24 protein-coding genes are annotated in these 26,982 nt (G+C 68.3%); 12 read left to right on the plus strand and 12 right to left on the minus strand.

Annotation, left to right across the window (positions count from 1 at the left end; translation table 11 throughout):
- Positions 1 to 5: 5 nt before the first annotated feature.
- Genes ACWEPG_RS09515 through ACWEPG_RS09525 form a run of 3 tightly spaced genes read right to left on the minus strand, consistent with a single transcriptional unit; the run spans position 6 to position 3,705 of the window.
- A complete protein-coding gene (locus tag ACWEPG_RS09515; RefSeq protein WP_452594311.1) occupies positions 6 to 1,157 on the minus strand; it encodes an acyl-CoA dehydrogenase family protein in 1,152 nt (383 codons plus the stop codon).
- Positions 1,154 to 2,917: an acyclic terpene utilization AtuA family protein gene (locus tag ACWEPG_RS09520; protein ID WP_452594312.1), complete on the minus strand. Its 1,764-nt coding sequence runs from the start codon at positions 2,915 to 2,917 to the stop codon at positions 1,154 to 1,156. The genes ACWEPG_RS09515 and ACWEPG_RS09520 overlap by 4 nt, the downstream gene beginning before the upstream one ends.
- Entirely contained in the window at positions 2,914 to 3,705 is a 792-nt protein-coding gene (locus ACWEPG_RS09525) for a TIGR03084 family metal-binding protein (RefSeq protein ID WP_450114462.1), read from the minus strand. Before ACWEPG_RS09525 ends, ACWEPG_RS09520 begins: the two co-directional genes overlap by 4 nt.
- A gap of 418 nt (positions 3,706 to 4,123) precedes the next feature.
- Between ACWEPG_RS09525 and ACWEPG_RS09530 the strand changes: the two genes are divergently transcribed.
- Positions 4,124 to 4,261 carry a hypothetical protein gene (locus ACWEPG_RS09530; RefSeq protein WP_450114461.1) on the plus strand — a complete coding sequence of 46 codons (138 nt, stop codon included), beginning with the start codon at positions 4,124 to 4,126 and terminating at the stop codon, positions 4,259 to 4,261.
- A gap of 504 nt (positions 4,262 to 4,765) precedes the next feature.
- Positions 4,766 to 4,906 carry a hypothetical protein gene (locus ACWEPG_RS09535; RefSeq protein WP_450114460.1) on the plus strand — a complete coding sequence of 47 codons (141 nt, stop codon included), beginning with the start codon at positions 4,766 to 4,768 and terminating at the stop codon, positions 4,904 to 4,906.
- 129 nt (positions 4,907 to 5,035) lie between these two features.
- Here ACWEPG_RS09535 and ACWEPG_RS09540 read toward each other — a convergent pair whose 3' ends face one another.
- Positions 5,036 to 5,506 (minus strand): DUF309 domain-containing protein, encoded by a 471-nt coding sequence (locus ACWEPG_RS09540; protein ID WP_452594313.1) that lies wholly within the window; start codon positions 5,504 to 5,506, stop codon positions 5,036 to 5,038.
- Between the two features lie 108 nt (positions 5,507 to 5,614).
- Between ACWEPG_RS09540 and ACWEPG_RS09545 the strand changes: the two genes are divergently transcribed.
- Together ACWEPG_RS09545 and ACWEPG_RS09550 are read left to right on the plus strand one after the other, a co-directional pair.
- Entirely contained in the window at positions 5,615 to 6,076 is a 462-nt protein-coding gene (locus tag ACWEPG_RS09545) for an SRPBCC family protein (RefSeq protein WP_450114458.1), read from the plus strand.
- Between the two features lie 75 nt (positions 6,077 to 6,151).
- Positions 6,152 to 7,222 carry a class I SAM-dependent methyltransferase gene (locus tag ACWEPG_RS09550; RefSeq protein ID WP_450114457.1) on the plus strand — a complete coding sequence of 357 codons (1,071 nt, stop codon included), beginning with the start codon at positions 6,152 to 6,154 and terminating at the stop codon, positions 7,220 to 7,222.
- Between the two features lie 22 nt (positions 7,223 to 7,244).
- On the opposite strand, the gene ACWEPG_RS09555 is transcribed toward ACWEPG_RS09550, so the two are convergent.
- The gene (locus ACWEPG_RS09555; protein ID WP_450114456.1) at positions 7,245 to 8,486 is read right to left on the minus strand and encodes an acyl-CoA dehydrogenase family protein; all 1,242 of its coding nucleotides are present in this window, start codon (positions 8,484 to 8,486) and stop codon (positions 7,245 to 7,247) included.
- Between the two features lie 163 nt (positions 8,487 to 8,649).
- Between ACWEPG_RS09555 and ACWEPG_RS09560 the strand changes: the two genes are divergently transcribed.
- Complete coding sequence (locus tag ACWEPG_RS09560; protein ID WP_450114455.1) at positions 8,650 to 9,255, plus strand: class I SAM-dependent methyltransferase; 606 nt, start codon at positions 8,650 to 8,652, stop codon at positions 9,253 to 9,255.
- A gap of 83 nt (positions 9,256 to 9,338) precedes the next feature.
- Positions 9,339 to 9,548, plus strand: a complete 210-nt coding sequence (locus ACWEPG_RS09565) for a PLDc N-terminal domain-containing protein (protein ID WP_452594314.1) — start codon at positions 9,339 to 9,341, stop codon at positions 9,546 to 9,548.
- A 12-nt stretch (positions 9,549 to 9,560) separates the two neighbouring features.
- On the opposite strand, the gene ACWEPG_RS09570 is transcribed toward ACWEPG_RS09565, so the two are convergent.
- On the minus strand, positions 9,561 to 9,935 hold the full coding sequence (locus tag ACWEPG_RS09570; RefSeq protein WP_452594315.1) for a hypothetical protein: 375 nt from the start codon (positions 9,933 to 9,935) through the stop codon (positions 9,561 to 9,563).
- Positions 9,936 to 10,060: 125 nt separating this feature from the next.
- Here ACWEPG_RS09570 and ACWEPG_RS09575 point away from each other — a divergent pair, with 125 nt between their 5' ends.
- Positions 10,061 to 10,507 (plus strand): PaaI family thioesterase, encoded by a 447-nt coding sequence (locus ACWEPG_RS09575; RefSeq protein ID WP_450114452.1) that lies wholly within the window; start codon positions 10,061 to 10,063, stop codon positions 10,505 to 10,507.
- 88 nt (positions 10,508 to 10,595) lie between these two features.
- Here ACWEPG_RS09575 and ACWEPG_RS09580 read toward each other — a convergent pair whose 3' ends face one another.
- Entirely contained in the window at positions 10,596 to 12,128 is a 1,533-nt protein-coding gene (locus ACWEPG_RS09580) for a DHA2 family efflux MFS transporter permease subunit (protein WP_450114451.1), read from the minus strand.
- 283 nt (positions 12,129 to 12,411) lie between these two features.
- On the opposite strand from ACWEPG_RS09580, the gene ACWEPG_RS09585 reads away from it, so the two are divergent.
- Positions 12,412 to 12,906: a SixA phosphatase family protein gene (locus ACWEPG_RS09585; RefSeq protein WP_450135941.1), complete on the plus strand. Its 495-nt coding sequence runs from the start codon at positions 12,412 to 12,414 to the stop codon at positions 12,904 to 12,906.
- Between the two features lie 110 nt (positions 12,907 to 13,016).
- A complete protein-coding gene (locus ACWEPG_RS09590; RefSeq protein ID WP_452594316.1) occupies positions 13,017 to 13,787 on the plus strand; it encodes an acyl-[acyl-carrier-protein] thioesterase in 771 nt (256 codons plus the stop codon).
- A 3-nt stretch (positions 13,788 to 13,790) separates the two neighbouring features.
- Here the strand turns inward: ACWEPG_RS09590 and ACWEPG_RS09595 are convergent, their stop codons facing one another.
- Positions 13,791 to 15,461 (minus strand): 4Fe-4S binding protein, encoded by a 1,671-nt coding sequence (locus ACWEPG_RS09595; protein ID WP_450114448.1) that lies wholly within the window; start codon positions 15,459 to 15,461, stop codon positions 13,791 to 13,793.
- A gap of 329 nt (positions 15,462 to 15,790) precedes the next feature.
- Between ACWEPG_RS09595 and ACWEPG_RS09600 the strand changes: the two genes are divergently transcribed.
- Positions 15,791 to 16,954 (plus strand): lipid II:glycine glycyltransferase FemX, encoded by a 1,164-nt coding sequence (locus ACWEPG_RS09600; protein WP_450114447.1) that lies wholly within the window; start codon positions 15,791 to 15,793, stop codon positions 16,952 to 16,954.
- Positions 16,955 to 16,966: 12 nt separating this feature from the next.
- On the opposite strand, the gene ACWEPG_RS09605 is transcribed toward ACWEPG_RS09600, so the two are convergent.
- The 3 genes from ACWEPG_RS09605 to ACWEPG_RS09615 all read right to left on the minus strand — a co-directional run bounded on the left by ACWEPG_RS09605 (position 16,967) and on the right by ACWEPG_RS09615 (position 18,458).
- Positions 16,967 to 17,170, minus strand: a complete 204-nt coding sequence (locus ACWEPG_RS09605) for a hypothetical protein (protein ID WP_450114446.1) — start codon at positions 17,168 to 17,170, stop codon at positions 16,967 to 16,969.
- Between the two features lie 121 nt (positions 17,171 to 17,291).
- Positions 17,292 to 17,747 (minus strand): helix-turn-helix transcriptional regulator, encoded by a 456-nt coding sequence (locus ACWEPG_RS09610; RefSeq protein ID WP_452594317.1) that lies wholly within the window; start codon positions 17,745 to 17,747, stop codon positions 17,292 to 17,294.
- 30 nt (positions 17,748 to 17,777) lie between these two features.
- Positions 17,778 to 18,458, minus strand: coding sequence for a hypothetical protein (locus tag ACWEPG_RS09615; protein ID WP_452594318.1), 681 nt, complete (start codon positions 18,456 to 18,458; stop codon positions 17,778 to 17,780).
- Positions 18,459 to 18,605: 147 nt separating this feature from the next.
- Between ACWEPG_RS09615 and ACWEPG_RS09620 the strand changes: the two genes are divergently transcribed.
- Positions 18,606 to 22,613: a hypothetical protein gene (locus ACWEPG_RS09620; RefSeq protein WP_452594319.1), complete on the plus strand. Its 4,008-nt coding sequence runs from the start codon at positions 18,606 to 18,608 to the stop codon at positions 22,611 to 22,613.
- Between the two features lie 58 nt (positions 22,614 to 22,671).
- The gene (locus ACWEPG_RS09625) at positions 22,672 to 22,890 is read left to right on the plus strand and encodes a hypothetical protein (RefSeq protein WP_452594320.1); all 219 of its coding nucleotides are present in this window, start codon (positions 22,672 to 22,674) and stop codon (positions 22,888 to 22,890) included.
- A gap of 68 nt (positions 22,891 to 22,958) precedes the next feature.
- Here ACWEPG_RS09625 and ACWEPG_RS09630 read toward each other — a convergent pair whose 3' ends face one another.
- The gene (locus tag ACWEPG_RS09630) at positions 22,959 to 26,921 is read right to left on the minus strand and encodes a DNA-directed RNA polymerase subunit beta' (RefSeq protein ID WP_450135934.1); all 3,963 of its coding nucleotides are present in this window, start codon (positions 26,919 to 26,921) and stop codon (positions 22,959 to 22,961) included.
- Positions 26,922 to 26,982: the final 61 nt, after the last annotated feature.

Raw genomic sequence — 26,982 nt, forward strand, 5'->3', positions numbered from 1 at the left:
GCCGGTCACGCTTGGAAACCCAGAAGTTTTGCGGCCAGGGAGGTCAGGATCTCGTTGGTGCCGCCACCGATGCCGAGGATCCGCATGTCGCGGTACTGCCGCTCGACCTCCGACTCGCGCATGTAACCGAGCCCACCGAACAGTTGCACCGCCTGGTGCGCCACCCACTCGCCCGCCTCGACCGCCGTGTTCTTTGCGAAACACACCTCGGCGAGGACGTTCTCGTCACCCGCGGTGTACCGGTCGACGACGGTGCGGGTGTAGACCCTGGCCACGTCGACCTTGCGCGCCATCTCCGAGAGGGTGTTCTGCACGGATTGCCTGCTGATCAGCGGCCGGCCGAACGTCTCGCGGTCGCGGCACCACTCGAGTGTGAGGTCCAGGCAACGCTGCGCACTCGAGTACGCCTGCGCGGCGAGCGCGACCCGTTCGGTGACGAACGCCTGGGCGATCTGGGCGAAGCCCGTGTTCTCGGCACCGACCAGGTTCGCGGCCGGAACCCGGCAGTCGGCGAACGACAGTTCCGCGGTGTCCGAGGCGAGCCAGCCCATCTTCTCCAGTTTGCGCGAGACGGTGAATCGCGGTGTGCCCTTCTCGATCACGAGCAGCGACACCCCACCCGCGCCCTCGCCACCGGTGCGGACCGCTGTGACCACGAAGTCGGCGCGGCAGCCGGACGTGATGAACGTCTTGGCGCCGTTGACGATGAAGTCCTCGCCGTCCCGCACCGCACGGGTGGTCAGGTGCCCGACGTCGGAGCCGCCACCGGGTTCGGTGATGGCGAGCGAGCCGATCAGATCCCCGGCGAGGGTCGGTCGCACCCACTTCTCGATCTGCTCGGGATCACCGGCCGCGATCAGGTGCGGCAGCGCGATCCCGCAGGTGAACAGGGAGGCGAAGAGGCCGCCCGAGCACCCCGCGTAGTGCATCTCCTCGCAGACCACGATCGCGTCGATCGGATCGCCGCCACCGCCGCCGACGGATTCCGGGAAGGCGACACCGAGCAGTCCCAGTTCGCCTGCGCGGCGGTGCAGGTCGCGCGGCAGTTCGCCACCCCGCTCCCAGTCGTCCTGATGCGGCAGGACGTCCTTGTCCATGAAGCGGCGCACGGTTTCCCGTAGTTCGCGGCGCTCCGGGGTGTTCCAGTCGTCGGTCACGAGGTGGCCTCCTGCAGTGGATCTCGAGCCCGGCCCGGGCGTGCCGGGTCGGATGTCGTGGTCTGGTCGAGCAACGCGGTCGGGATGGGCAGGTGCCGCGAGCGCAGCCACTCCGCCAGTCCCTTGGCCTGCGGGTCGAATCGGGCCTGGTAGGCGACGCCCTTGCCGAGGATCCCCTCGATCACGAAGTTCACCGCCCGCAGCTCCGGCAGCAGTGTGCGGGTGATCGGCAGCTCCGCCGTCTCGGGCAGCAGCCGGCGCACCTCGTCGACGGTTAGCGCGTGCGCGAGCCAGCGCCACTGCTCGTCGGTGCGGACCCAGACGCCGATGTTCGCGTTGCCACCCTTGTCGCCGCTGCGCGCGGCGGCCACGGTGCCCAACGGCAGGTCCCGGGTCTCACCGTCCGGCAGCGGCTGCGGCAGCACGGGAGCGGCCACCGCGGCGAGGGGCCGGGTCTCGGAGGCGGGTGCGACGTCGACCCGGGAACCGTCCGGCAACACCGCCACGTGCGGAACCTGCCCCGCGTCGACATATCCCGGCGTGTACACGCCGTATGCCGAGCCGTTGCCCGGCATCGACAGGAAGGTGCAGCCTGGGTAGCTGGCCAGGGCTAGCTCGACGGCCACATTGGAGAACGCGCGGCCGACCTTGTTCGGGTCGGGGTCGCGGACGACGCAGCGCAGGATCGCGCTGGCCTGTTCCTCCGTCTCGGCGTCGGGCCGGTCCAGACGCGCCAGGTCCCAGGTCAGCTCCGCCGGGCGCACCGTCAGCCACGACTCGAGCTGGGTGCGGGCGAGGTCGGCCTTGGCCTCGATGTCGAGTCCGGTGAGCACGAACGCCATCTCGTTGCGGAATCCGCCGAGGGTGTTGAGCGAGACCTTCAGCTGTGGCGGTGGTGCCTCGCCGCGCACCCCCGAGATCTCGACGCGGTCCGGGGCCTCCTGCGTCAGTGCGACGGTGTCGATCCGCGCGGTCACGTCCGGTCCGGCATATCGCGCGTCCTGGATCTCGTACATCAACTGCGCGGTGACGGTGTCCACGGTGACGGCGCCACCGGTGCCTGCGTGCTTGGTGATGACCGACGATCCGTCCTCGCGGATCTCGGCGATCGGGAACCCGGGGCGGGTGAGGTCGGCGATCTCGGTGAAGAACGCGAAGTTGCCGCCGGTCGCCTGGGTACCGCACTCGATGACGTGCCCGGCCACCACCGCACCGGCCAGCCTGTCGTAATCGGTTCGCTGCCAGCCGAAGTGGTGCGCCGCCGGACCCACCACGACCGACGCGTCGGTGACGCGGCCGGTGACGACCACGTCGGCACCGCCCGCGAGGCACTCGGCGATACCCCAGGCGCCGAGGTACGCGTTGGCGGTCAGCGGCTGCCCCAGCCCGAGTTCGCCGGCGCGGGACGTCAGGTCGTCGCCCTCGACGTGCCCGATCCGTGCCGGCACGCCGAGCCGGTCGGCCAGCTCGCGCAGCTTCGCGGTCAGACCGGCGGGGTTGAGCCCACCCGCGTTGACGACGATCTTGACGCCCCTGTCCATCGCCAGGCCGAGGCCGTCCTCCATCTGCCGAAGGAAGGTCTTGGCGTAGCCGAGGCCCGGGTCCTTCATCCGGTCCTTGCCGAGGATCAGCATGGTCAGCTCGGCCAGGTAGTCGCCGGTGAGGTAGTCCAGCTCACCGCCGGTGAGCATCTCCGTCATCGCGGAGATCCGGTCGCCGTAGAAGCCGGAGCAGTTTCCGATCCGGATCGTCCTGCTCACTCGCCCGCCTTTCGTTCGCGCCCGGCGCCGGGCAGCCCCGCGAACGCCTGGGCGATGCCCAACCAGGTGTCGGCGTCGTCGCCGGTCGCCGTCAACGCGAGATCGTCGCGGTGCGCCCGCTGCGTCACCAGCAGGCAGAAGTCGTGGGCAGGTCCGGTCACCCGCTGGGAAGCGTCCTCCGGCCCCCACACCCACAGCTCACCGCTCGGCGCAACGAGCTCGACCCGGAACTCCGTGTCCGGCGGCGGCAGTTCGTGCACGGCGTACGCGAAGTCGCGGGTACGCACCCCCAGGTGCGCGATCGACCGCAGCCGGTCGGTGCGCTCGGGCACGACTCCCAGCGCGGCGGCGACATCCTGTCCGTGCGCCCAGGTCTCCATCAGCCGCGCGGTCGCCATGGACATCGCGCTCATCGGCGGGCCGTACCACGGCAGTTTGCTTCCGGCGGGCACCTCGGCCAATGCCTTCGCCAGGGCGTCACGGCCGGCCCTCCAGTCCGCGAGCAGTTCGGCCGGCGGCCGCCGGGCCTCCGCCTCGGCGCCCTCGTCGACGAATCCCGTGGGGTTCGCCCATGCCGCTGTCAACGACTCTGCGAAGGCGTCCGGGTCGGTCACCGACAGCAGGGCGGCGCGATCGGTCCAGGCGAGATGCCCGATCTGGTGCGCGATCGTCCACCCCGGAGCAGGCGTGGCTGTGCGCCACCCGCCCACCTCGAGGTCGGCGACCAGTGCGTCCAGCCCGGCGCCCTCGGCAAGCAGGTCCGCGACCACCGTTTCCAGCTCGGCCATGCATCTCCCTCCACGATGATGTGTCCAGGATCACCCCGCGTCGACAAAAAAGCAAGCACGCATGCTTGTTATCTGAACGGACGGACCCCCACCTCCCTTGCCGGAAGCACGAACACCGTTGCGCCGCATTAGCGTTCAACGCAACTGTCGTGACAACAAAACGACTCCGAGTGCCGCAGATTTGCTGTACAACAGACCGGCGCCACCCCGGGCGCAGACACACACCACCGAACCCCAGGAGTGAGCCATGCTCGATCCGATCACCGCACTCTCCAGCCTGCTCACCGACGGCGACATCGCCGCCGCCGCCGACACCGGAAGCAGCGTGGGTCTTCCGTTCTTCACCCTCGACTTCGGCAGCTGACGGTACTATCCGCGCCGACACGAATACTTCCCGCCGACACACAGAGGAGACGGTGTGATTGTCATCCCAGCCCTGCCGGGCCTGACCTCGCTCATTGCGTCATTACTGGAGTCCGACGCCAACACCGAGGTCGACGTCGACACCACCCCCAGCTACGTCCTGAATCTCGGTTCGGCCAGCTTCTTCAGCTGACCCACCGCAGCGCCGCGACGAAAACCGCAGCGAATGTCGGCCGAACGGCGGACATCAGCCAGGATTCCGCCGGAAAGCATGGTCACGATGAGGTCTCGTCGTGTACAAATAGCCGAACGCTTGTCCAGGCGTCCACCAAGTAGGCACCAGCAAACCAGGAGTAACTATGCTCTCGTCTGATCTCGCGGACCTGTTCGGCGGTCTGGCCATCGTGTTCGACGCGCTCGACAGCATCTCCAGCGGCTCCGGCGACGGCGGCTCGACCAGCGGCCTGTCGTCCGAGTAACGCAAGCGAAGCACTCCGAAAGGCCACCGGCTGACGCCGGTGGCCTTTCGCATTCCCCGAGTCGATCAAATCGAATAGCGTTGAACACCAAGAACTTTCATCGAGCCGAACCAGAACACCCCCTACCGGAAATCCGATCCGCCGGGCTTCAGGGTGCGGTAGAACTGGTGCGCCCCTCACCCGGGGCGTCACATCGGACCTCGACCTCAGGAGCAAACATGGGATCGCTCGAGAACATCGTCCACGACCTGATGGGCGTGCAGCCCATCAACTCCCAGGCAATCGGAAGCAGCTTCAGCCCGACCGGATTCGAGCTCAACTTCGGCAGCCTCGGCAGCTTCGGCGTCAGCCTGAGCTAGGGCTCCCGCAATCATTTCGTGATCGAGTGGCGGAATCCGATCCCGGTAGGTGAACCTGTTCGGGATCGGATCTGCCGCCCACGCCGCGCCCCTCCGAGCCCTCGCCGTCCGGCGTCGCCCCGACCGGGTTCAGCCGGCCAGGCGCGGGCCGGAAACGGCATCGCCGGACCCGGTGGAATCCAGCACGAGCAGCACGTCGTTCGACCACTGGAGCAGTCCACGCACGTCGAGTCCGTGGGGCGGATCGGCCGCGAACGGCCTGAGTCGATTGCTCCCGCGCGCGAGCAGGGTCCGCGCCCCCTTCTGATTGCCCCGACGCAAGTGGGTGAGCGCGACCGCGAGCTGCGCGAGCCCCTGCCACAACGAACGCTCGGCCTCCGGCGCCGACCGCCAGGCATCCTCGAGGACCTCGTGCGCGTGAAACGGCATCCCTGCGTCGAACAGTCGCTGCGCCTCGGCCACCGTGTCGGACGGAGTCCGGATCAGACCCTCGGGCGCGCGTGGGACGCCGATCGCCCCACGGGGCAGCGGGCGACCCAGTCCGTCCCGGGGCCTTTCGTTACGGGGCCTGCCCTTCTCGTCCCGTTCGCGCTGCTCCACCGTTCCACCCTATGCGCACATCGCCCGGTCCAACCTGCACCCAACTCGAGTATGTATCCGTTACTGTCGGTAACAGGTCCCTGGGGACCTGGCCACTCGAGGAGAATCATGGGTCACATTCACCGCACCGCCGTCGCCAAGGCCCCCGTCGGCACCGGATTCGCGTACGTCGACGACTACCGCAACGTCCCCCGCTGGATGTTCGGGGTAACGCGCTTCGCGCCCGTCGGCGTGGAGAACCAGGGCCTCGGCGCCACCTTCGACGCGACGATGCAACTCGGCCCGAAGGCACTGCACTCACGGGTCCGGATCACCGAGTGGGAGCAGGACCGGCTGATCCGCCTCGAATCCGTGGACGGCATCAGCAACGGGTCGACGTGGCGCTTCTCCCCCACCGACGACGGTCACACCGAACTGGCCGTCGACTTCGACTACACGCTGCCCGGCGGCCTGCTCGGCAGGGCCCTTGCGAAGATCGTCGAGCCGATAGTCGGCACCGCCGTCGCCCACACCGAGTCCACGCTCCGGGCCCTGGTGGAGGAACTCGACAGGGGCGCACGCCGGTCCTGAGGCGGTGACACCGCCGTTGCGGGGGACCACGATGGAGACACCGATCCCGCTCCCGTGATCGAAGGAGGGCCACCCGTGTCCACCACCGTGTCTCCCACCGACCTACTCGCGCAGCGCCTGCTGGACGCGTCTCTCGGGACCATCGATCTGCTCGCGATCTACCTCGGCGACCGGCTCGGCTGGTACCGCAACCTGGCCTCGGACGGCCCGGCAACGGCGGACGACCTCGCCGCCCGGACCGGCACCGACCCCCGTTACACCCGCGAGTGGCTCGAACAACAGGCCGTGACCGGGCTTCTCGAGGCCGAGGTGAGCGAAGTCGGCCCGCGCCGGTTCACGCTGCCTGCCGCCGCCGCGGAAGTGCTGACCGACACCACCAGCCTCACCTACCTGGCTCCACTCGCCCGGATGTTCGCCGGCGCGGCCGGCCAGCTTCCCGCCCTGCTCGACGCGTACCGCAACGGGGGCGGCGTGGGCTGGGCGCAGTTCGGCGGCGATGCCCGCGAATCCCAGGCCGACATGAACCGGCCCTGGTACGAGCGGGAGCTGCCGGGCGCGCTCGAATCCGTCCCCGACCTCGACTCACAGCTGCGCCGGGCCGGAACCCGGATCGCCGACATCGGCTGCGGCGGCGGCTGGTCCACGATCACGCTGGCCCGCACCTACCCCGACGCGCGCGTCGACGGATACGACGTCGACGAACCCTCGGTGCGGATGGCGACCGGCAACGTCCCGGCTGAGGTCGCCGACCGGATCGCCTTCCACACCGGGGACGCCGCGCAGCTGCCGGGCGCGGCCTTCGACACGGTGTTCGCGTTCGAGTGCGTCCACGACATGCCGGACCCGGTCGCCGTCCTCACCGCTGCGCGGCGGTCACTGCGGCCCGGCGGGTGCGTGGTCGTCATGGACGAGGCCGTCGCGGAGGAGTTCACCGCTCCCGGTGACGAGACCGAACGCCTGATGTACGGCTTCAGCCTGTTCGTCTGCCTTCCCGACGGCATGAGTCATCCGCCGAGCGCGGGCACCGGAACCGTGATGCGGCCGAACACGCTGCGCGACTACGCTTCCGCGGCCGGGTTCACCGGCTTCGAGGTCCTCCCGATCGAGAACTTCGGGTTCTGGCGCTTCTACCGGCTGACCGACTGAAGGCGGCCGGCCGGAGGCACCCTCAGGCCAGAAGCCCCTTGGCGATGTGGGTCACCTGGATCTCGTTGCTGCCCGCATAGATCATCAGCGACTTGGCGTCCCGCGCGAGCTGCTCCACCTTGTACTCGGCCATGTAACCGTTGCCGCCGAACAGCTGCACCGCCTCCATCGCGACCTCGGTGGCCGCGCGCGAGGAATACAGCTTCATCGCCGACGCCTCCGCGAGCGTCACCTTGTTGCCTGCCGCGGTGCGTTCGATCGCGTTGAACACCATGTTCTGCACGTTGAGGCGCGCAACCTCCATCTCGGCCAGCTTGAGCTGGATGAGCTGGAACTGTGCGATCTCCCTGCCCCACAGCTTGCGGTTCTTGGCGTAGTCGATGCACAGGCGCTGGCACTCGTTGATGATGCCCAGTGCGAGTGACGCGATGCCGATGCGCTCGGCCGCGAACGACTCCTTCGCGCTCTCCTTGCCGTCACCCTTCGCAGGGTTCTCGGTCTCGCCGAGCAGCCTGTCCTTGGTGATCCGGACGTTGTCGAAGAACAGCTCGCCGGTGGGCGAAGAGTTCATGCCCATCTTCTTGAACGGAGCGCTCTGAGTGAAGCCCTCCATGCCCTTGTCCAGCACGAAGCCGAGGACCTTGCGGTCCCGGCGATCGACCGAGGCGTCCCCCTCGTCCAGCTTCGCGTACACGATGGTCACGTCCGCGTACGGCCCGTTCGTGATGAAGGTCTTCTGGCCGTTGAGGATGTAGTCCTCGCCGTCGCGGCGGACGTAGGATTTCATGCCGCCGAACGCATCCGAGCCGGAGTCGGGCTCGGTGATCGCCCACGCGCCCACCTTCTCCATGGTGACGAGCTCGGGCAGCCAGCGCTTCTTCTGCGCCAGGGTGCCGCGGCTGCGCAGCGTGCCGACGGTGAGGCCGAGACTCACACCCATCGACGCGACGAGGCCGAGACTCACACCCGCGAGTTCGCTGTTGAGGATCACGCCCATGCTGCCGGCGCCGCTGAACCCGCCGCCCTTCTCCCCCGACTCGGCAACGGTCTCGCCGCGCTCGCGCGCCTCCTCCTTCGCGAAGGCCTTGTCGAGCGCCTCCCGCGCCATCTCGTCCATGCCGAAGGTGGCGTACATCTTCCGGATGATCCCGAACGGAGGCAGTTCACCGCTCTCGAGCTTGTCGACGTGTGGCTTGATCTCCTTGTCGATGAAGCCACGCAGCGCGTCGCGGAACATCAGGTCGGTGTCGGACCACTCGTACATGTCGTGAACTCCAAGTGTTTTCGGGTAAAGAACGCAGACGATGCAAATATAGAACACGTTCTTATTCCGTGTCGCCGAGATCGCCCTGGACAGCGGCGCAGCCGCCGGCGCACACTGCACTCGGGCGACGGCCACATCGGCGCCCATGCGGTCGGGAGCCACAATGAACCATCTGGGATACACGCTCGCATACCTACTCCGGATCACACCGTGGGAACACCCGCGAGCCGGATTTCGCCGCGAACTCGGCGACCACCTGGACCACGAGGAACGGTCGGGCAAGCCCGGTCGGGCCCTCGACGTCGGATGCGGCACCGGCGACCACTCGATCGAACTCGCCGGCCGCGGCTGGCACGTGACCGGCGTGGACGCGGTATATGCGGCCGTCGAACGGGCCCGCCGCAAGGCCGCCGCCGAAAAGGTGGACGTCACGTTCCTCGTCGGCGATGCCACCCGACTGGGCCCCTTCGCCGGTAGCGCATTCGACCTCGTGCTCGACGTCGGATGCTTCCACGGGCTGACCCACTCGCAGCGCCTCGACTACGCGCGGGAGGTCACCGCCGTCACCGACCCCGGCGCGCACCTGCTGATGTTCGCGTTCAGTCCGGGCCGGCGCGGTCCGGTCCCCGCGGGCGTCAGTCACGCGGAAGTGGCGCGGACCTTCACCCACTGGACACTCGACAAGGACGAGGCGTCGGACCCGACCGAGCTTCCCCGCCCACTGCGCAGCGCCGCACCCCGGTGGTACCACCTGACCCGCACCGAGTGACAGGCCGGGATCCCGGGTCGGATTCGGAAAGCGGTCGCGTGTTGCGCTCGGCGACCGCACCGGCGAACGACGATACTGAGGCCATGAGCCGCAAGCCCCTCGATCCCCGCCTCCGCGTCCCGATCGCGGTCGCCGCCGCCATCCAGATCGCACTGACCGGTGCCGCCCTGCTCGACATCCGCCGTCGCGACCCGAACACGATCCGCGGGTCGAAGAAGGCGTGGACGGCTGCGTCGTTCGTCAACTTCCTCGGCCCGATCGCATACTTCGTCTACGGGCGTCGCCGCGCCTGACGGCCCGCGAACTCAGGCGGCCCGACGCCGTCGCTGGTGCCGACCGCCCGTCAGCCCCCACGTCATGTCGGGTTCGGCACTGCCGGGACGACGCCGCTCGATGCTGAAGTCGGTGACGGGCAGCCGTTCCAGCAGGCGCGGGTCGGCACAGGGGTCGCCGGGAACGCCCTGTTCGAGCATCGAGTAGGCGGTGTGGTTGACCGACTGCACCGCCAACCGCAGCGCGCCGAGAGCAGTCCGTTCCGGGCCGAAGCGCGCCAGGGTGTGACCACCCTGGACCGAGGTGCCGACGACGGCGTAAAAGGCCCAGTCACTGCCCTCCGTCGCGGATGCAGTCGAGGTGCCGGCAGCGAGTCGGGCTTCGGTCGGCGTGGGTACGGTCGCCATGGTGCGCCTTCTTCCGTGTGTGCTTCCCACATCGGTTCCGCTGCGTTAGACGTTAACGCCGGGCACCGACAGGATTGCGGCGCCACGCCCAACCTCGACCGCGCCGTGGTGGCATCATCGCGGCCGTGAACAGTCGCAACGACGTCCCGCCCCCTGTTCTCACCGACGCGGCCGCGGTCCTGGCGGCGCAACCGTTCAGTGTCCTCCTCGGTACCCGGGTCACCGAGTACTCCGAGGGCATCGCCACCCTCGAGATCCCGATCCGGCCCGAGCTGCTGCAGCAGCACGGTTTCGTGCACGGCGGGGTGCTGTCGTACGCCGCGGACAACGCGCTGACCTTCGCGGCGGGCACGGTGCTCGGACCGAGCATCGTCACCTCCGGGTTCACGATCAGCTACCTGCGTCCCGCCGTCGGCACGCTGCTGCGAGCCGAGGCGAGCGTCGTCACCGGCACCGGCAGGCAGGCGCTGTGCAGATGCGAGGTGTACGTCGAGGGCCCGAACGGCACCACGCTGTGCGCCGCCGCGCAGGGATCCGCCGCGTTGATCGACCGGAGCCGGACGGCGAAGTGACCCCCGAACGCACAGTTCCCCGCTGTCACATCGGGCCACTCGAGGTGACCGAATGCGACAGCGGGGAACGGGCGCGGCGCGGGTTACGTCAGTGCATCATCATCGGCGCCGACTCGCCCTCGACGGGCGCGGCCGGCTTGCGGCGCGGCAGGAAGAACGCCGGAATCAGCGTCAGCAGCAGTAGCACCAGCGCGACCATGAAGGTGTTGCCGAACGCGTCCGCGGCCTGACCGAGAATCTGCTCCGCCATGCCCGGAGGCTGCGCGGCGGCAACTTCCGGCACATGCTGCATGGCAACGGTCTTGGTGTCGAGACCCCGATCGAGCATCTGGTTGGTCAGCACCACCGACATCGTCGCGGTGCCGATCGAACCGGCCACCTGCTGGACGATGTTCATCAAGGTCGAACCGCGGGCCACCGTCTGATCGGTGAGCGTCTGCATCGCAGCGGTCATGATCGGCATCATCGTGCAGCCCATGCCGAGACCCATCACGAAGAGCGCCCCGAGCAGCAGCGGATACGGGGTGTCGGCACCGAGCTGGGTGAAGACACCCATGCCGACCGACATCAACGCGACACCGAACATGACGATCTTGCCGGGGCCGATCTTGTCGACCAGGTTGCCCGCGATCGGCATCGTGACCATCGCTCCGATACCCTGCGGGGCCAGCAGCAGGCCCGCCGCGAGGGTGGTCTCACCGCGCACCTGCAGGAAGTAGCTCGGGAACAGCAGGCCGGCGCCCATGAACGCGATCGCGAACAGGCTCGAGGTGCACACTGCGATGGTCAGGTTGCGGTTCTTGAACAGGTGCAGGTCGATCAGCGGGTGATCGGCGCGATGCAGCGAATGGAACACGAACGCGATCACCAGCACCAGGCCGACGACTGCCGAGACGAGAACGCGAGCGGACGCGACGGTCCCGGTCTCGGGGATCGAGGACACACCGAAAAGGAACAGCGCCAGACCGGGCGAGAGCAGCAGCATGCCGAGGAAGTCGAACGACTCCGACGGCTGCGGGTTGTCGGAGGGCAGCAGCACGAACGCCGCGATCAGCGCGATGATGCCGATCGGCAGGTTGATCAGGAAGATCCAGTGCCAGGTCGCGGCCTCGATCAGCCAGCCGCCGAGGATCGGTCCACAGATGGGACCGAGGAGCATCGGGATGCCGAGCACGGCCATCACCCGGCCGACCCGCTGCGGGCCGGCGGCTCGCGTCATGATCGTCATGCCGAGCGGCATCAGCATGCCGCCGCCGAGACCCTGAACCACGCGGAACGCGATCAGGGACTCGATGTTCCACGCCATGGAGCACAGCACCGAACCCGCCACGAACAGCACCAGCGCCGTCATGTAGAGCCGTTTGGTGCCGAACCGGTCGGCCGCCCACCCGGTGACCGGGATGACGGTCGCCAGCGCCAGCGTGTACGCGGTCATCGTCCAGGCGACGGTCGCGTAGGTGGCGTCGAATTCCTGCATGAAGGTCGGCAGCGCGACCGACACGACGGTGACGTCGAGGATGGACATGATGGCACCGAGCACCACCACGCTGGCGATCTTGAGAACTGCGCCGTCGATCTTGTCCGAGGCCGCCGGGGCTCCCGGAGGTGTCGGCGTCGTCATGAGGTCTCCTGACAATTGCGATTGGCTCGGCGGACTTCGCCCGCGAGTGATACTGGCAGAACTGGCGTGCCGGAACGGGTGGGTGATGATCGACCGAGACCCGGTGAATCCACGCACCTCGTGACACAAGGCAAGTGTCAACGATGACGCACACCGCCACCCAAACGCGAACACTTGTGAGGGCAATCACCCAGCCCGTCGATCCGATCACGATGCCGGCCCGTCGGGCAACCGAATATTCCCGTACACCCGGGCGTTCCCCTGCGCGGCTACGCTGCAGTTCATGGCCGACGCCGTCCGCACCCTGATCCTCATGCGCCACGGCAAGTCCGCGTATCCCGACGGCATCGGGGACCAGGATCGGCCACTCGCTCGGCGGGGTCGACGCGAGGCCGCCCTCGCCGGCGACTGGATCCGGCGCACCCAACCGCCGGTCGACGCGGTGCTGTGCTCGACCGCCACCCGCACCCGTCTCACCCTCGCCGCGACCGGTATCGACGCACCGACCCGGTACAGCGACCTGCTCTACGGCGCGACACCGGCGCAGGTGCTGCACGAGATCGCCTGCGCCGACACCGATGTCCGCACCCTGCTTGTCGTCGGTCACGACCCCGGCATTCCTGGCGCGGCGATGGCACTCGACCCGAGGTCGCGATACGCCGACCGGATCTCGGACAAGTTCCCCACCTCGGCGCTTGCGACCCTCTCCGTCACCGACGCCTGGTCTGGGATCCACGCCGCCGGGGCGACCCTGACGGCGTTTCACGTCCCCCGCTGAGGCGGCGCCTCACAAAGGTCACGAGGCAGTGCCTCACCACTCCAACGGGGTGGGCGATGGTTCGGCGATACTGGGGCGCACCCGGCGCCCACCCCAGGAGAGGACCCGCCTTGCCGTTCGATCAGCCGCTCGCCCCTCCGCCCGCCCGCGGCGAGCTGTTCGCCACGTCCCGTCCGGTTCGGACCGGCGACGTCGCCCCGGACAACCGGCTCCGCTTCGACGGGATCGCCCGGTACCTGCAGGACATCGCCTCCGACAATGTCGACGCCGGCGAATTCGGAGACTCCGATCCCGTCTGGATCCTGCGCCGCACGGTGATCGACGTGCTCACCCCCGCGTTGTGGCCGGACCGGATGCACCTGCGCCGGTGGTGCTCGGCCTACTCCACGCGCTGGTCGAACATGCGTGTGCAGTTCCGCAGCGAGGGCGGTGCCCGGATCGAGACCGAGGGATTCTGGATCAACATCAACCCGGACACGGGGATGCCGACCCGGATCAGTGACGGCACCCTCGCCCTGCTCGGCAGCCACACGGACGAGAACCGGCTCAAGTGGAAGTCCTGGCTCGACGAGCCGATGCCGGACGACGACGGCACCGACACCCCGTTCCCGCTGCGGTCGACGGACCTCGACCCCCTCGAGCACGTCAACAACGCCGCGTACCTGCATGCCGTCGAGGACCACGCGATCACGCGCCCCGATCTGCTGGCCGGGCCGCACCGGTTGGTGATCGAGTACCGATCCCCGATCACCTCCGGCGAGCACCTGGTCGTCAGGCGGCGCGAGGACGCGGACTCGGTGACGCTGTGGTTCCTTGTCGATGGCGTCGGCCGGGCCACCGCGCGGATGGCCCGGCTCGACGTCTCCGTCACATGCCCGTGAGGGTCACCCCTTTGCGATCGACACCATCTCGCCGACGTCGAGCAGCTTGACTCGGGGCCGGCCCGCAGCCTTGCCGAGCTCGCGTTCGCGGGCGTCGATCAGCTTCCAGCCCGCCCAGTCGACCTCGTCGGGCTGCCGGTCCGCGAGCAGCGCCACCAGCGCGTCGCGGTCCCCCTTCGGCGGGTTCAACCGGTCTGCCGCAAGGTCTTCGAGGATCAGCGCGACGGTGTCGTGCGAGCACTGCCGGTTGGTGCCGATGACACCCGAAGGCCCCCGCTTGATCCAGCCCGCCGTGTAGGTACCGGCGACCGGCACGTCGGTGCCGACCTCGGTGACGCGGCCGCCGACGTTCGAGATGGTGCCCCGCGCCTCGTCGAACGGCATGTCCGGGACGGGGACCCCGCGGTAGCCGACGGACCTGAGCACCAGGCCGGTCTCGAGGAGCTCGGTGTCGCCGGTGCTGCGGGCGCGCATCGTGCCGGACTCGTCCGCGACCATTTCGTTGCGGGCGACGAGCAGCCCGGTCACGTGGTCGGCGCCCTGCACCTCGACCGGGGAAGCCAGGAACCGCAACACGATTCGCTTGGGGTGACCGGCCAGGGGGCGGGCTGCGTACTCGCGCAGGATGTCGAGCTTGAGCTTCTTCGCCGGGTTGCCCTCGACCTCGGCGGCGCTGACGTCGTCGAGTTCGAGTTCCGCTGGATCGACCACGATGTCGACTCCCGGCAGGTACCCGAGCGCGAGCAGTTCCGGGTTCGTGAACGCCGCCTGCGCGGGCCCGCGGCGGCCGAGCAACACGACCTCCTCGATCGAGCTCGCCCGCAGTGCCTCGACGGCGTGCTGCGCCATGTCGGTCTTGGCGAGGGTGTCGGGATCGACGACCAGCAACCGCGCCACGTCGAGCGCGACGTTGCCGTTGCCGACGATGACGGCTCGCGTACCGGTCAGATCGAATTCCCGTCCGGCATAGTCGGGATGGCCGTTGTACCAGGCCACGAACTCGGTCGCGGCGAGGCTGCCGGGCAGGTCCTCCCCCGGGATGCCGAGGTGCCGGTCGCTGGGCGCGCCAACCGCATAGAGCACCGCATGGTGGTGTTCGAGCAGTTCGGCGTGGGTGATGTGCTTGCCGACCTCGACGTTGAGGTGCATGCGGAACCCCGGCCTGCGGGACACCTCGGCGAAGAGGTCGGTGACGGCCTTCGTCTCCGGATGGTCGGGCGCGACACCGGCGCGCACGAGCCCCCACGGGGTCGGCAGTCGGTCGAACATGTCGACCTCGATCCCGGACCGCTTGAGCGCCAGCAACTCCCGCGCCGCGTAGAAGCCGGAAGGACCGGAGCCGACGATCGCGACCCGGAACGGGTCCTGGTCGGTCTTGGGGAACTTCAGCGACGGTCCGGGGGCCGCGTCCTCGACGTCAACGGCAGCGAAGTAGTCGGCGTTGATCGACGCGTACCGCTCCATCCCCGGGGGCAGGTCGTCGTCGCGGAAGATGGCGTTCACCGGGCAGGCGTCCACACAGAGACCGCAGTCGATGCAGGTCTCGGGGTCGATGTATAGCATTTCGGTGGTCTTGAACGCCCGCTCGTCCGGCGTCGGATGGATGCAGTCCACCGGGCACACCTCGGTGCAACTGGCATCGTTGCAGCAAGGCTGAGTGATCACGAACGCCACTGTCGATCTCCTCCAAACTAGAACCTGTTCTCGCAACAATACCCGGGCAACGCAAGCAGAGTCACCGAGAATCCACGGTTGACCGGCCGAGTTTTTCGACAACGCCACCGACGATCCGCGACGGCCTGCGACACCGGACGACTCACCATGGGTACCACCGGGCGCGCGTGCACCAAAGCGCCCGAAAGGTGAAATTGCGACACATTTGCCGGTTCGCCGGGCGGCGGACCGCTCCGCGCCATACGATGTCCCCGTTTTCTGGCCCATCTGCCATGGACGCACGACCGAGGCTGCCCAGGTGGGTCGAACGAGACCGGGGGAGTTCGACGGTGACCAGGAACGAAAGTTCGCAGCACGAACTATATAAGCACTCGACACCCACATCGGGGAACCCTCGGGCGCGATTCGCCACTCCCGAAGAGATCGAACTCTGGGACGAGTTCGTCGTCCGCAATCCCGACGAGGGCTCCGTCTTCCGCAGTCACGCGTTTGCCGAGTCATTGCGGCTTCAAGGCCACACACCGGTCTACCTGTTCGTGGACGACCTCGCGGTGACCGCGGCCCAGGTGCGGGTTCCACGCCTCGGCTCCTTCTGGCAGATTCCCGGGCCGGGCGTGAGCGACGTCGACGACCTGCTGCTTGTCACCGACGCCCTGGTCGCACTCGCAGCGGAGAACGGGATCTTCACCGTTCGCGTCGACCCGCAGATCAGGGAGGACGACACGGTCCGGCGCCACCTCGAGAGCCGGGGACTCCGGCGCACGATCTCCTGGACCACCGATCACACGGTGCTGGTCGACATCAGCGGCACCGACGAGGAGGTGCTCGGGAGGTTCAGCACGCGCGCGCGGCGGTGGATCAAGCGTGCGGCCCGCGACGGCGTTGTCGTCGAACGGGTCGAGGCCACCGACGAGAACTGCCGACTCAAATACGAACTCCTGCAGGCCACCGCGGATCAGCGGTTCTCGATCATGAATCTCGCTGCGACCACCGGCTCCTACCAGCAGCTCCAGGCGGCGGGTAACGGGCAATTGTTCTTCGCCCGTCACGAGGGAAGGATCGTCGCCGGCGCCTACGCGATGAGGCTCGGAGAAAGCGCGCTGTACCTGACCGGCGCGTCCGTCCGGAAGGATCCGGGAAGCTCGGAGGGTAACGGGCTGGGCGCCCACGGTGTAGGGCACGCGGTGCAGTGGGAAATCATGCGCTGGGCCCGGGAGGGCGGGTGCACCCGCTACGACATGTACGGCTCGCCGTCGTCGGCGACGATCGACGACACGGAGCACCCGCTGTACGGCGTGGGACAGTTCAAGCTGAGTTTCAACAAGGAGGTCACGGACTACATCGGGTGCTACGACGTGCCGGTCCGCCGAATTCCGGCGTGGCTCATGTACCGATCGGAGCGCCTGGCAGTCAGACTCCACCGGTCGAAGCTGTTCGCGCGGATCACCGGGCGGACCGTACGGACCAACCCCGACCTCGCCTGGTTCCGCTGACGGAACCACCGATCACCCGAGGAACTTGCGAAGCCCCACGACCACGGCCGCGACCACGATCACCGCGAGGAGCGCGGGCCAGAATCCGATCGCCCACCACAGCACACCGAAACCGATCACCACCGGCGCGGCGACGATCGCGGCGATTGCCGGGCTTTCCTTGACCGTCTCCAGTGCCGCCTGTGTCTTGTTCCGGTCGATTCCCTTGCCCGCCATCACACCGCTCCCTCAGGTTCGCTCTCGCTGCGCCGGAGCCGAATGTCCGGTTCGTCCCCAACGATAGACGTGAAACGCCCCCACTCCCCCATGCGCAACCTTCACCGCATCGGCGTGGAACTCACTCACGGGCCGCCCGATGGACCTGGTTGTGGACCGGGTTGAGGCCGAGCACGCGCAGGCCGGGCGGTTCGGGCGTCGGAGCTTCCCACCGAGTGCAGTAGTGATCCAGGAAGATCCGGCCGACCAGTTCACCTCGGCTGTGGACGCCGGTCTTCGCGAAGATCGACTTGAGGTGATCCTGAACGGTGAACGGCGACAGGGCGAGCGTGTGGGCGATACCTCGGGTGTCTCGGCCCTGAACGCAGTGCATCGCCACCTGGCTCTCACGATCGGTCAGGCCGTAGGACAGCGCGATCACCGGAGCGACATCTTGCGGAGTGGCGGGGTGGATGATCACCGCCGTTCGTGCCGACCCACGGTTGCCGGTCAGCCGGGTGCCGTAGACCAGCAGCCACACCCCGCTGCGGGTACGGACGCGGACGCGGGCCGCGCGCTCGACCGGGTCGGCGCCCACCGGGATCGCGCGTGCTCGGGCGGCGATCGCCTATACCACCTTGGCTTCGGACGGTTGCACGGGCGTGGGCTCCTCGACGAATTCGGCGATCCAGCGCTCGGCCGCCGGCGAGATCGACTCCATTCGGCCGTGCTCGTCGAGCACGACGACTCCCGGCCCATGGTCGAGGTCCGTCGTCGCGAACGATGCAGGCTCGCCCAGAACCGCCCGCCGCATTCCGGCGGCGAGGGAAGGCGCCAGCGCCTTCAGCTTCCCGACGTCGGCCTCGGTGAACGCGGGCCGGTCCGAGTGGCGCAGGAATGCTGCGGCACCCCAGTAGATTCCGTCGGCGACCAGCGCCACGCGGAGCTCGTCGCCGAACCCGTACGCCTCGAGCGTGCGGTACCGAGTCGCCCGGGACAGGTCACCGCCGGTGTCGATACTCGTCGAGCCGGCGATCTTTCCGCTGCGGGCCAGGTATCTCCACTGGTTGACGTCGTCGATGGCGTACTCGTGGTGCGCGAGCCAGGATCCCGAGCACTGGACGCCACGGTTGATGCTGCTGGTGAACAAGATCGTTCCCGGGTCGACGGTGTGGACGCAGAACGCGTCGAATCGGAGACCTCCGGAGAGCGTTTCAGCGGCGGCCGCACCGAAATCCACCCAGGTCAGGCGACGATGACGCAGCCGTTCGATGCCGTCGCTGACGTGCGACCACGCATCTCCGGTCACCTCTGAAGCGTACGCCCGTCCCTTCCGGTCACAATCCCAGATTCGCGGGATGGTCTCGTGGCCGCTGCGCCGACCACGCTTGTTCTTGTGACGGCGACACAGTGACCCTCGAACGGGACTGCGGCGCCGACGAGGATTGGACCTATCGTGAGCAACGAAAAGCACCTCGCGTACATCGGCGAGTTGGCGGTCACGCTGGGCATCGGACTTGCCGTGGCCGCACCGGTCGGCGTAGCGGCTGCCGCCCCCGCCGACAACGACTCGGGCACGTCGTCGAGCGTCGGCTCCTCGGACGGCACGTCGGCGCACAGCGGGTCGGCCGATCGTACGTCGCACCGCGACTCGCAGAGCAGCACGTCGAACCGCAACTCGAACGACCGCACGTCGGACAACAGCCACTCGAACAGCAGCACCTCGGACAACAGCACCTCGGACAGCCCGTCGAACCGCAACTCGAACGACCGCACGTCGGACAGCAGCGACTCGAACTCGACACGAGACGGTTCGCATTCGTCGGGAATCGGCCCCGCAACCGGGCAATCCACCGACGATACGACGAACGAATCCGCCCCGAACATCGACACCAGCAGGACTGCACCGGACGCCTCGACAGCGCCCGCCGGGTCATCCGGCCAGACCGTGGACGGCGGCACACCGGCCCCCGACGCGGTCGCCGACGGAGCTGGATCTGCGGGACCGGATGCGGCCATCGCGGGCCAGGCCGCCATCGACAACACCGCCGTCGACAACACCGGCACCGGGAACGCGCAGAGCGCCGGACCCGCTGAACGTGCCGACTCCTCGGGCCTCAACTCACTCGCACCGTCGGCACCGGCACCGGCACCGACCTCGGACTCGCGCGCGGACACGGACGGCACGAACACGGCCGGAGCCGGCGGGCCGGAGTCGATGACCGCCGTGGGTGCGGACCAGGCGAGCACGGAATCCGACACCCGGGCCGGCACGGAACCCAGCCCGGCCGCGGTGGCAACGAACCCGGCCATGCGGGGGCCCGCGCCGAACGCGCAGGCGGCCCTTGCGGGGCTGCCGGGACCGGCAGGCATCCGCGTGCCGCCGGGGGCGGCAGGGCTGTTCGGGCTGCCGGGGGCATCCCCGGCCGCCGGCGCCACGCTCGACGCGCCGACGGCCCTGAGTTCGACAGCCCTGTCGCGGCAGGCACACGGGAGCGAGGCCGTGCAGACAATCGCCGCGGCCGTCCCGACCCCCTCGGAGGCGGCGGAAACCGCCTCCCGCGTCGTGTCCAGCATCCTGGGAGCCGTAGGGCTGAGCCCGCACCTGTCCAACGACCCGCTCGCGCCGATCGAGTCACCGACATTCGTGGCGCTGGCCGCGGCATGGTGCCGGCGACAGGAAACGGCCGTCACCACCGACGCGAACCGGGGCCTGGCCGCCGCTCAGGTGACCACGAGCCAACCGGTCGAGTCGTTCGGCGACCCAGCCGCGGATGCGACGGCCTTCGGCAGCGACCTGTCCGCCGGTAGGACGATGGCGACGGCCTTCGGCAGCGACCTGTCCGCCGGTACGACACTGGCTGTCACCGCCGCAACCGGGCCGGTCGTCGGGGCTCCGGACCGCACAACCGGGAAGGTCAGCGGAACGATCGACCCGGCAGGAAGCCAGCTCGGCTACGCGATCACCGGTCAGCCGAGCCGTGGCTCGGCCGCTGTCGATGCGACCGGCACCTTCACCTACACCCCGACCTCCGCCGCGCGGCAGGCCGCGGCGCTGGACCCGAGTGCGGACTACGACTCGTTCATCGTCACCGTCACCTCCGGGCAGACCAGTACACCGGTGACCGTGCAGGTACCGGTATCGGCGGCCCGGATGCAGCTCACGCAGTCGCCAGCCGCGGTGGGCTCCGGCCCGGCCGGAGCCGCGTTCGCGAAGACCAACGCGTACGTGGCCAACCCGGGTTCCAGGAGCGTGTCCGTACTGGACTCCAACAACACCGTCATCCGTACGGTGACCGTCGGAATCGGAACCTCACCGACCGCCGTCGCCGCGAAGACGGACGGCTCACAGGTCTACGTGACCAACAGTGGCAGTGGAAATTTGTCGGTGATCGACACCGGCACCAACACCGTCGTCAAGACCGTCACCTTCGGCACCGGCACCACTCCGAACGCCGTCGCCGTCAACCCGAAGAGCTCGCGCGCGTACGTCACCCTCGGCGGCACCGGCAAGGTCGCCGTCATCGACACCGCCAACAACACCGTCGTCAAGACCGTCACCATCGGCACCGGCACCGCCCCGAACGCCGTCGCCGTCAACCCGGCCGGGACACGCGCGTACGTCACCCTCGGCGGCACCGGCAAGGTCGCCGTCATCGACACCACCAACAACACCGTCCTGACGACCGTCAACATCGGCACCGGCACCTCACCCAACGCCGTCGCCGTCAACCCGACCGGGACACGCGCGTACGTCACCCTCGGCGGCACCGGCAAGGTCGCCGTCATCGACACCGTCAGCAACACCGTCGCCAAGACCGTCGCCGTCGGAGCCCGTCCGACCGCCGTGAGCTTCTCCTCCGACGGCAGCGCGGCGTACGTGGTGACGGACTCCGATCGGTTGTGGGTCATCGATACCGCGACCGGCGCCGTGGTGTCCGATATCGGCATCGACACGTCTCCGGAGGCCGGCGCGCACAGCATCGTCAAGAACGCCGACGGCACTCGGTGGCTGGTCACCGACGCGGCCGATGGCCGGGCGCTGGCACTGTCCCTCACCCAGGTGAACTCCGCGCCGTCCGCGGCATCCACGGTCGGCACTCCCCGCGCCTCCGACGGCGCGGTCACGATCACGATCCCGCCCGACCCGGACGGCGACCCGGTCACCGTCACCTATGCCTCACCGGCATCCGGCTCCGTCGTCACCGCCGGTGTCGGAGCGTTCGTCTACACCCCGACTCAGGCCACCCGAGACCTCGCCCGGCAGACGCCGGGAGCGCACACCGACACAGTCACCCTCACCGTCGGTGACGGCCAGTACGTGACCAACGTCGCCGTCACCGTCCCGATCTCACCGGCCGCGGCCACAGGCACGTTCACCGTAGATTCGAGGGAAACAGCAGTGGGAAGCGGTCCGAGCGAAGCGGTGCTCGCCGGAGACCGGCTGTACGTCGTGAGCGACGAAGGCTCGGTGAGCGTGATCGATCGCAACAGCGGCCAGGTCGTCGGGTCGTCGATCGCGGTCGACTGGGCGTCGTCGAACATCGCGGCCTCCCCGCTGGTCAACCGGGTGTACGTCAACAGTCCCTACACCGGCACCGTCTCGGTGATCGACACGACCACAGGCACGGTCGTCGACACGCTCCTGCTTCCCACCGACCCCGAATTCCAGGGGATGAGCCTGGCGCAGGAGATGGCCGTGAACGCCGCGGGCACTCGCCTGTACACCAGCGGCGAGGACGGCACCGTGTCCGTGATCGACACAGCCACCAACACCGTCGTGATCTCGCGACCCCTCGGCACCTTCACCGACCTGGCCGTCAGCAAGGACGGCAGTCGCCTGTACGGCACGAACGGCGCGGCCGTCACCGTGATCGACACCCAATCCATGACAGCGATCCGCACCGTGAGCGTCGGGCCCGCGTGGGACCTCACCCGCTCGAGCAGCGAGTTCACGGATGTCACGAGCAGCGTCGCTGTCAACGCGACCGGCACGCGAGCCTATGCCACCTACCACGTCAGCACTGTGGAGCTCGCCAGCGGCGGCTACTCCAACGGATCGTTCATTCAGGACAGCACCGGACGGCTCTGGCGTGTGACGGGCGGATACGAGGTCGTCGCGGTGATCGACGTCGACCGGTCCAGTGCCAACTACGGGACCCAACTTGCGGCGGTCCGGCTGCCCGAGGGAGCACAGAACGTGGCGATCAGCGCGGACGGCCGACTGCTCTACGTCTCCGGCGCGGACGGGCGGACCGTCTCGGTGGTCGACGCCTCGAACTACGCCGTCCTCGGGACGTTCGTGACCGACCCGGACAGTTCGACTTCCGAGTTCTACGGACCCTACCGATCCCTGATCGTCGATCCGGGCACCGGCACGCTGTACGTCACCGACTACGCCGACGCCGCCGTGTACGCAGTCACCGGCGCACCGGGCGGCCAGCCGGCCGTGGTGTCGGTCTGACCGCTGCAGCCCACCACCACGCATGTGACGCACCCGAACCCCAGAAGGGGTGATTCGAATGTCGGTTCTCTTCGTCGCCGCTGCCGTGCTGTGCGTCGTCCTCGTACTCGGCCTGAACGGCGACGGTTCGATGGACTTCTACGCGGCGGCGGTGTCCGGGACCGCCCGCGAACGCGACCGGGACGCGGCCCGTGTCACCCGGGCGAGAGTGAAGGCGGCTCGGCGCCGGCAGGCCCGCCCGGCGTACGGGACGGCTCCCGGCCCGTACCCCACATAGCGCCGGAACGCCGAACGGCCCCGCACTCGCGATCGAGTGCGGGGCCGTTCGGCTGTTGCGCGAAACGCTTACCGGTAGTCGCTACCGAAGCCGTAGTCGTCCAGCGGAACCGCAGCGCCGGTCGCCTGGCCGAAGCCTTCCGGGCTGTAGTACTGGTCGTCGTACGACGGCACGGCGTAGGCCGCGGCGCGCGCCTCCTCGGTCGGCTGAACCTGGATGTTCCGGTACCGGTTGATGCCGGTGCCGGCCGGGATCAGCTTGCCGATGATGACGTTCTCCTTGAGACCGATCAGCTTGTCCGAGCGGCAGTTGATCGCCGCGTCGGTCAGCACGCGAGTGGTCTCCTGGAAGGACGCCGCCGACAGCCACGAGTCGGTCGCCAGCGAGGCCTTCGTGATGCCCATGAGCACCGGACGACCCGACGCCGGCTCGCCGCCCTCGGCGACGACGCGACGGTTGCTGTTCTCGAACTCGGCACGCTCGACCAGCGAACCGGGCAGGAACTCCGTCGCACCCGAATCGATGATCGTCACGCGGCGCAGCATCTGGCGCACGATGACCTCGATGTGCTTGTCGTGGATCGACACACCCTGGCTCCGGTACACCTCCTGCACCTCGTTGACCAGGTGGATCTGCACCTGGCGCGGGCCCATCACGCGCAGCACCTCGTGCGGATCGGCAGCACCCTCCATGAGCTGCTGGCCGACCTCGACGTGGTCACCGTCCGCCAGCAGGCGCTCGGAACCGTCGTCGTGCTTGAACACGCGCAGACGCTGACGCTTGGACAGCTTGTCGTACACGACCTCTTCGCCACCGTCGTCCGGGACGATGGTGATCTTGTAGAAGCGGTCGCCGTCCTCGAGCTGCACCCGGCCGGTGACGTCGGCGATCGGGGCCTTGCCCTTCGGGACGCGGGCCTCGAACAGCTCCTGGACACGCGGCAGACCACCGGTGATGTCGGCCGCGCCGGCCGCGCCACCCTGGTGGAACGTACGCATGGTCAGCTGGGTACCGGGCTCACCGATCGACTGGGCGGCGACGATACCGACGGCCTCGCCGATGTCGACGAGCTTGCCGGTCGCCATCGAGCGGCCGTAGCAGGTCGCACAGACGCCGGTGCCGGTGGTGCAGGTGAGCACGGAGCGCACCTTCACCTCGGTGACGCCGGCGGCGAGCAGCGCGTCGATCGCCGGGTCGCCCAGGTCGTGGCCACGCTCGACGATCACGTTGCCGTTCTCGTCGACCGCGTCGGCGGCCAGGGTGCGGGCGTACGTCGAGGTCTCGACGTGCGCGTCGCGGATGACCGAGCCGTCCGGCTGCTTCTCCGAGATCGTGGTGATGATGCCGCGCTCGGTGCCACAGTCGACCTCGCGGACGATGACGTCCTGCGAGACGTCCACCAGACGACGGGTCAGGTAACCCGAGTCGGCGGTGCGGAGAGCGGTATCGGCCAGACCCTTACGAGCACCGTGCGTGTTGATGAAGTACTCGAGAACCGTCAGGCCCTCCTTGAAGGAGGACTTGATCGGACGCGGGATGAACTCACCCTTCGGGTTCGTCACCAGGCCCTTCATACCGGCCAGCGACCGAACCTGCGTCATGTTGCCGGCCGCGCCGGACTTCACGATCATCGGGATCGGGTTGTTGTCCGGGAAGTGGGCCTCCATGGCCTTGCCGACCTCGTCGGTGGCCTCGGACCAGATCTTGACGAGTGCACTGTTGCGCTCGGCGTGGTTGAGCGCGCCGCGCTGGTACTTCTTCTCGATCTGATCGGCCTGCGCCTCGAAGGACTCCATGATCTGGGCCTTCTCCGGCGGCACCAGAACGTCCGAGATGGACACGGTGACGCCCGAGCGGGTGGCCCAGTAGAAGCCGGTGTCCTTCATCTTGTCGACGGTCTGCGCGACCACGATCATCGGGTACCGCTCGGCGAGATCGTTGATGATCGTCGCCTGCCGCTTCTTCGGCATCTGCTCGTTGACGAACGGGTAGTCCGCCGGGAGCAGCTCGTTGAACAGCACGCGGCCGAGGGTGGTCTCGGCGACCCAGGCGTCACCGTAGTTCCAGCCCTCGTCGCCGAACAGCGCGTCCTCGATCTCCTTGGACGGACGCTGCGTGGTCAGGCGCACCTTGATCTTGGACTGCACCTTCAGCGCACCCCGGTCGACGGCCATCTGCGCCTCGGCGGGCGAGGAGTAGACGCCCTGCTCGGGACCTTCCGAGGTGGCGGAGGTCAGCTCGCCGGTCGCACCCTCGTCCAGACGGGTCAGGTGGAACAGACCGGTGACCATGTCCAGACGCGGCATGGCCAGCGGGCGACCCGACGCCGGCGACAGGATGTTGTTCGACGACAGCATCAGGATGCGGGCCTCGGCCTGCGCCTCCGCAGACAGCGGCAGGTGCACGGCCATCTGGTCACCGTCGAAGTCGGCGTTGAACGCCTCACACACGAGCGGGTGCAGCTGGATGGCCTTGCCCTCGACGAGCTGCGGCTCGAAGGCCTGGATGCCGAGGCGGTGCAGCGTGGGTGCACGGTTGAGCAGCACGGGATGCTCGGCGATGACCTCTTCGAGGACGTCCCACACCTGGGCGCGCTGACGCTCGACCATGCGCTTGGCGGACTTGATGTTCTGCGCGTGGTTCAGGTCGACCAGACGCTTCATCACGAACGGCTTGAACAGCTCGAGCGCCATCAGCTTCGGCAGACCGCACTGGTGCAGCTTGAGCTGCGGGCCGACGACGATGACCGAACGGCCCGAGTAGTCGACGCGCTTGCCGAGGAGGTTCTGACGGAACCGGCCCTGCTTGCCCTTGAGCAGATCGGACAGCGACTTGAGCGGACGGTTGCCCGGACCGGTGACCGGCCGGCCACGACGACCGTTGTCGAACAGCGCGTCCACGGACTCCTGCAGCATCCGCTTCTCGTTGTTGACGATGATCTCGGGGGCGCCGAGGTCGATCAGTCGCTTGAGGCGGTTGTTGCGGTTGATGACGCGGCGGTACAGGTCGTTGAGGTCGGAGGTCGCGAAGCGGCCACCGTCGAGCTGCACCATCGGACGCAGCTCCGGCGGGATCACCGGGACGGCGTCGAGAACCATGCCCATGGGCGAGTTGCCGGACTGCTGGAACGCAGCGACGACCTTGAGCCGCTTGAGCGCGCGCAGCTTCTTCTGACCCTTGCCGCTGCGGATCGTCTCGCGAAGGTTCTCGGCCTCCGCATCGATGTCGAAGTTCTCCATCAGCTTCTGGATGGACTCCGCGCCCATCGCGCCGGTGAAGTACTCGCCGTAGCGGTCGACGAGCTCGCGGTAGATGCTCTCGTCGATGATCAGCTGCTTGACGGCCAGCTTGGTGAAGGTGGTCCAGATCTCCTCGAGCCGGTCCAGCTCACGCTGGGCGCGATCGCGGAGCTGACGCATCTCACGCTCGCCGCCGTCCTTGACCTTGCGGCGGACGTCGGACTTTGCGCCCTCGGCCTCGAGCTCGGCGATGTCGGCCTCGAGCTTCTGGGCGCGGGCCTCGAGATCGGCGTCGCGCTGGTCGGCGATGGTCTTCTTCTCGACCTCCATCTCCGCCTCGAGCGTGGACAGCTCGTTGTGGCGGAGCTCGTCGTCGACACCGACGATCACGTACGCGGCGAAGTAGATGATCTTCTCGAGATCCTTCGGCGCCAGGTCCAGCAGGTAGCCGAGGCGGCTCGGCACACCCTTGAAGTACCAGATGTGGGTGACGGGGGCGGCGAGCTCGATGTGGCCCATCCGCTCACGACGCACCTTCGCACGGGTCACCTCGACGCCGCAGCGCTCACAGATGATGCCCTTGAAGCGGACGCGCTTGTACTTGCCGCAGTAGCACTCCCAGTCCCGGGTGGGGCCGAAGATCTTCTCGCAGAAGAGGCCGTCCTTCTCGGGCTTGAGCGTGCGGTAGTTGATGGTCTCCGGCTTCTTGACCTCGCCGTAGGACCACTGCCGGATGTCCTCCGCGGTGGCGAGACCGATACGGAGTTCATCGAAGAAGTTGACGTCGAGCACGTAACTTCCTTTCCCCTGTTCGGGTTGAAATTGCTGCTAGTTCGCTATTGCTGCCGGGCCC

This window comes from Rhodococcus sp. NPDC004095 (assembly GCF_053604015.1).

Bases quoted from the DNA above. Each gene is read 5' to 3' on its own strand.
- ACWEPG_RS09525 (WP_450114462.1), bottom strand. From the start codon at position 3,705: ATGGCCGAGCTGGAAACGGTGGTCGCGGACCTGCTTGCCGAGGGCGCC.
- ACWEPG_RS09535 (WP_450114460.1), top strand. From the start codon at position 4,766: ATGGGATCGCTCGAGAACATCGTCCACGACCTGATGGGCGTGCAGCCC.
- ACWEPG_RS09545 (WP_450114458.1), top strand. From the start codon at position 5,615: ATGGGTCACATTCACCGCACCGCCGTCGCCAAGGCCCCCGTCGGCACC.
- ACWEPG_RS09555 (WP_450114456.1), bottom strand. From the start codon at position 8,486: ATGTACGAGTGGTCCGACACCGACCTGATGTTCCGCGACGCGCTGCGT.
- ACWEPG_RS09560 (WP_450114455.1), top strand. From the start codon at position 8,650: ATGAACCATCTGGGATACACGCTCGCATACCTACTCCGGATCACACCG.
- ACWEPG_RS09565 (WP_452594314.1), top strand. From the start codon at position 9,339: ATGAGCCGCAAGCCCCTCGATCCCCGCCTCCGCGTCCCGATCGCGGTC.
- ACWEPG_RS09570 (WP_452594315.1), bottom strand. From the start codon at position 9,935: ATGGCGACCGTACCCACGCCGACCGAAGCCCGACTCGCTGCCGGCACC.
- ACWEPG_RS09580 (WP_450114451.1), bottom strand. From the start codon at position 12,128: ATGACGACGCCGACACCTCCGGGAGCCCCGGCGGCCTCGGACAAGATC.
- ACWEPG_RS09585 (WP_450135941.1), top strand. From the start codon at position 12,412: ATGGCCGACGCCGTCCGCACCCTGATCCTCATGCGCCACGGCAAGTCC.
- ACWEPG_RS09605 (WP_450114446.1), bottom strand. From the start codon at position 17,170: ATGGCGGGCAAGGGAATCGACCGGAACAAGACACAGGCGGCACTGGAG.
- ACWEPG_RS09625 (WP_452594320.1), top strand. From the start codon at position 22,672: ATGTCGGTTCTCTTCGTCGCCGCTGCCGTGCTGTGCGTCGTCCTCGTA.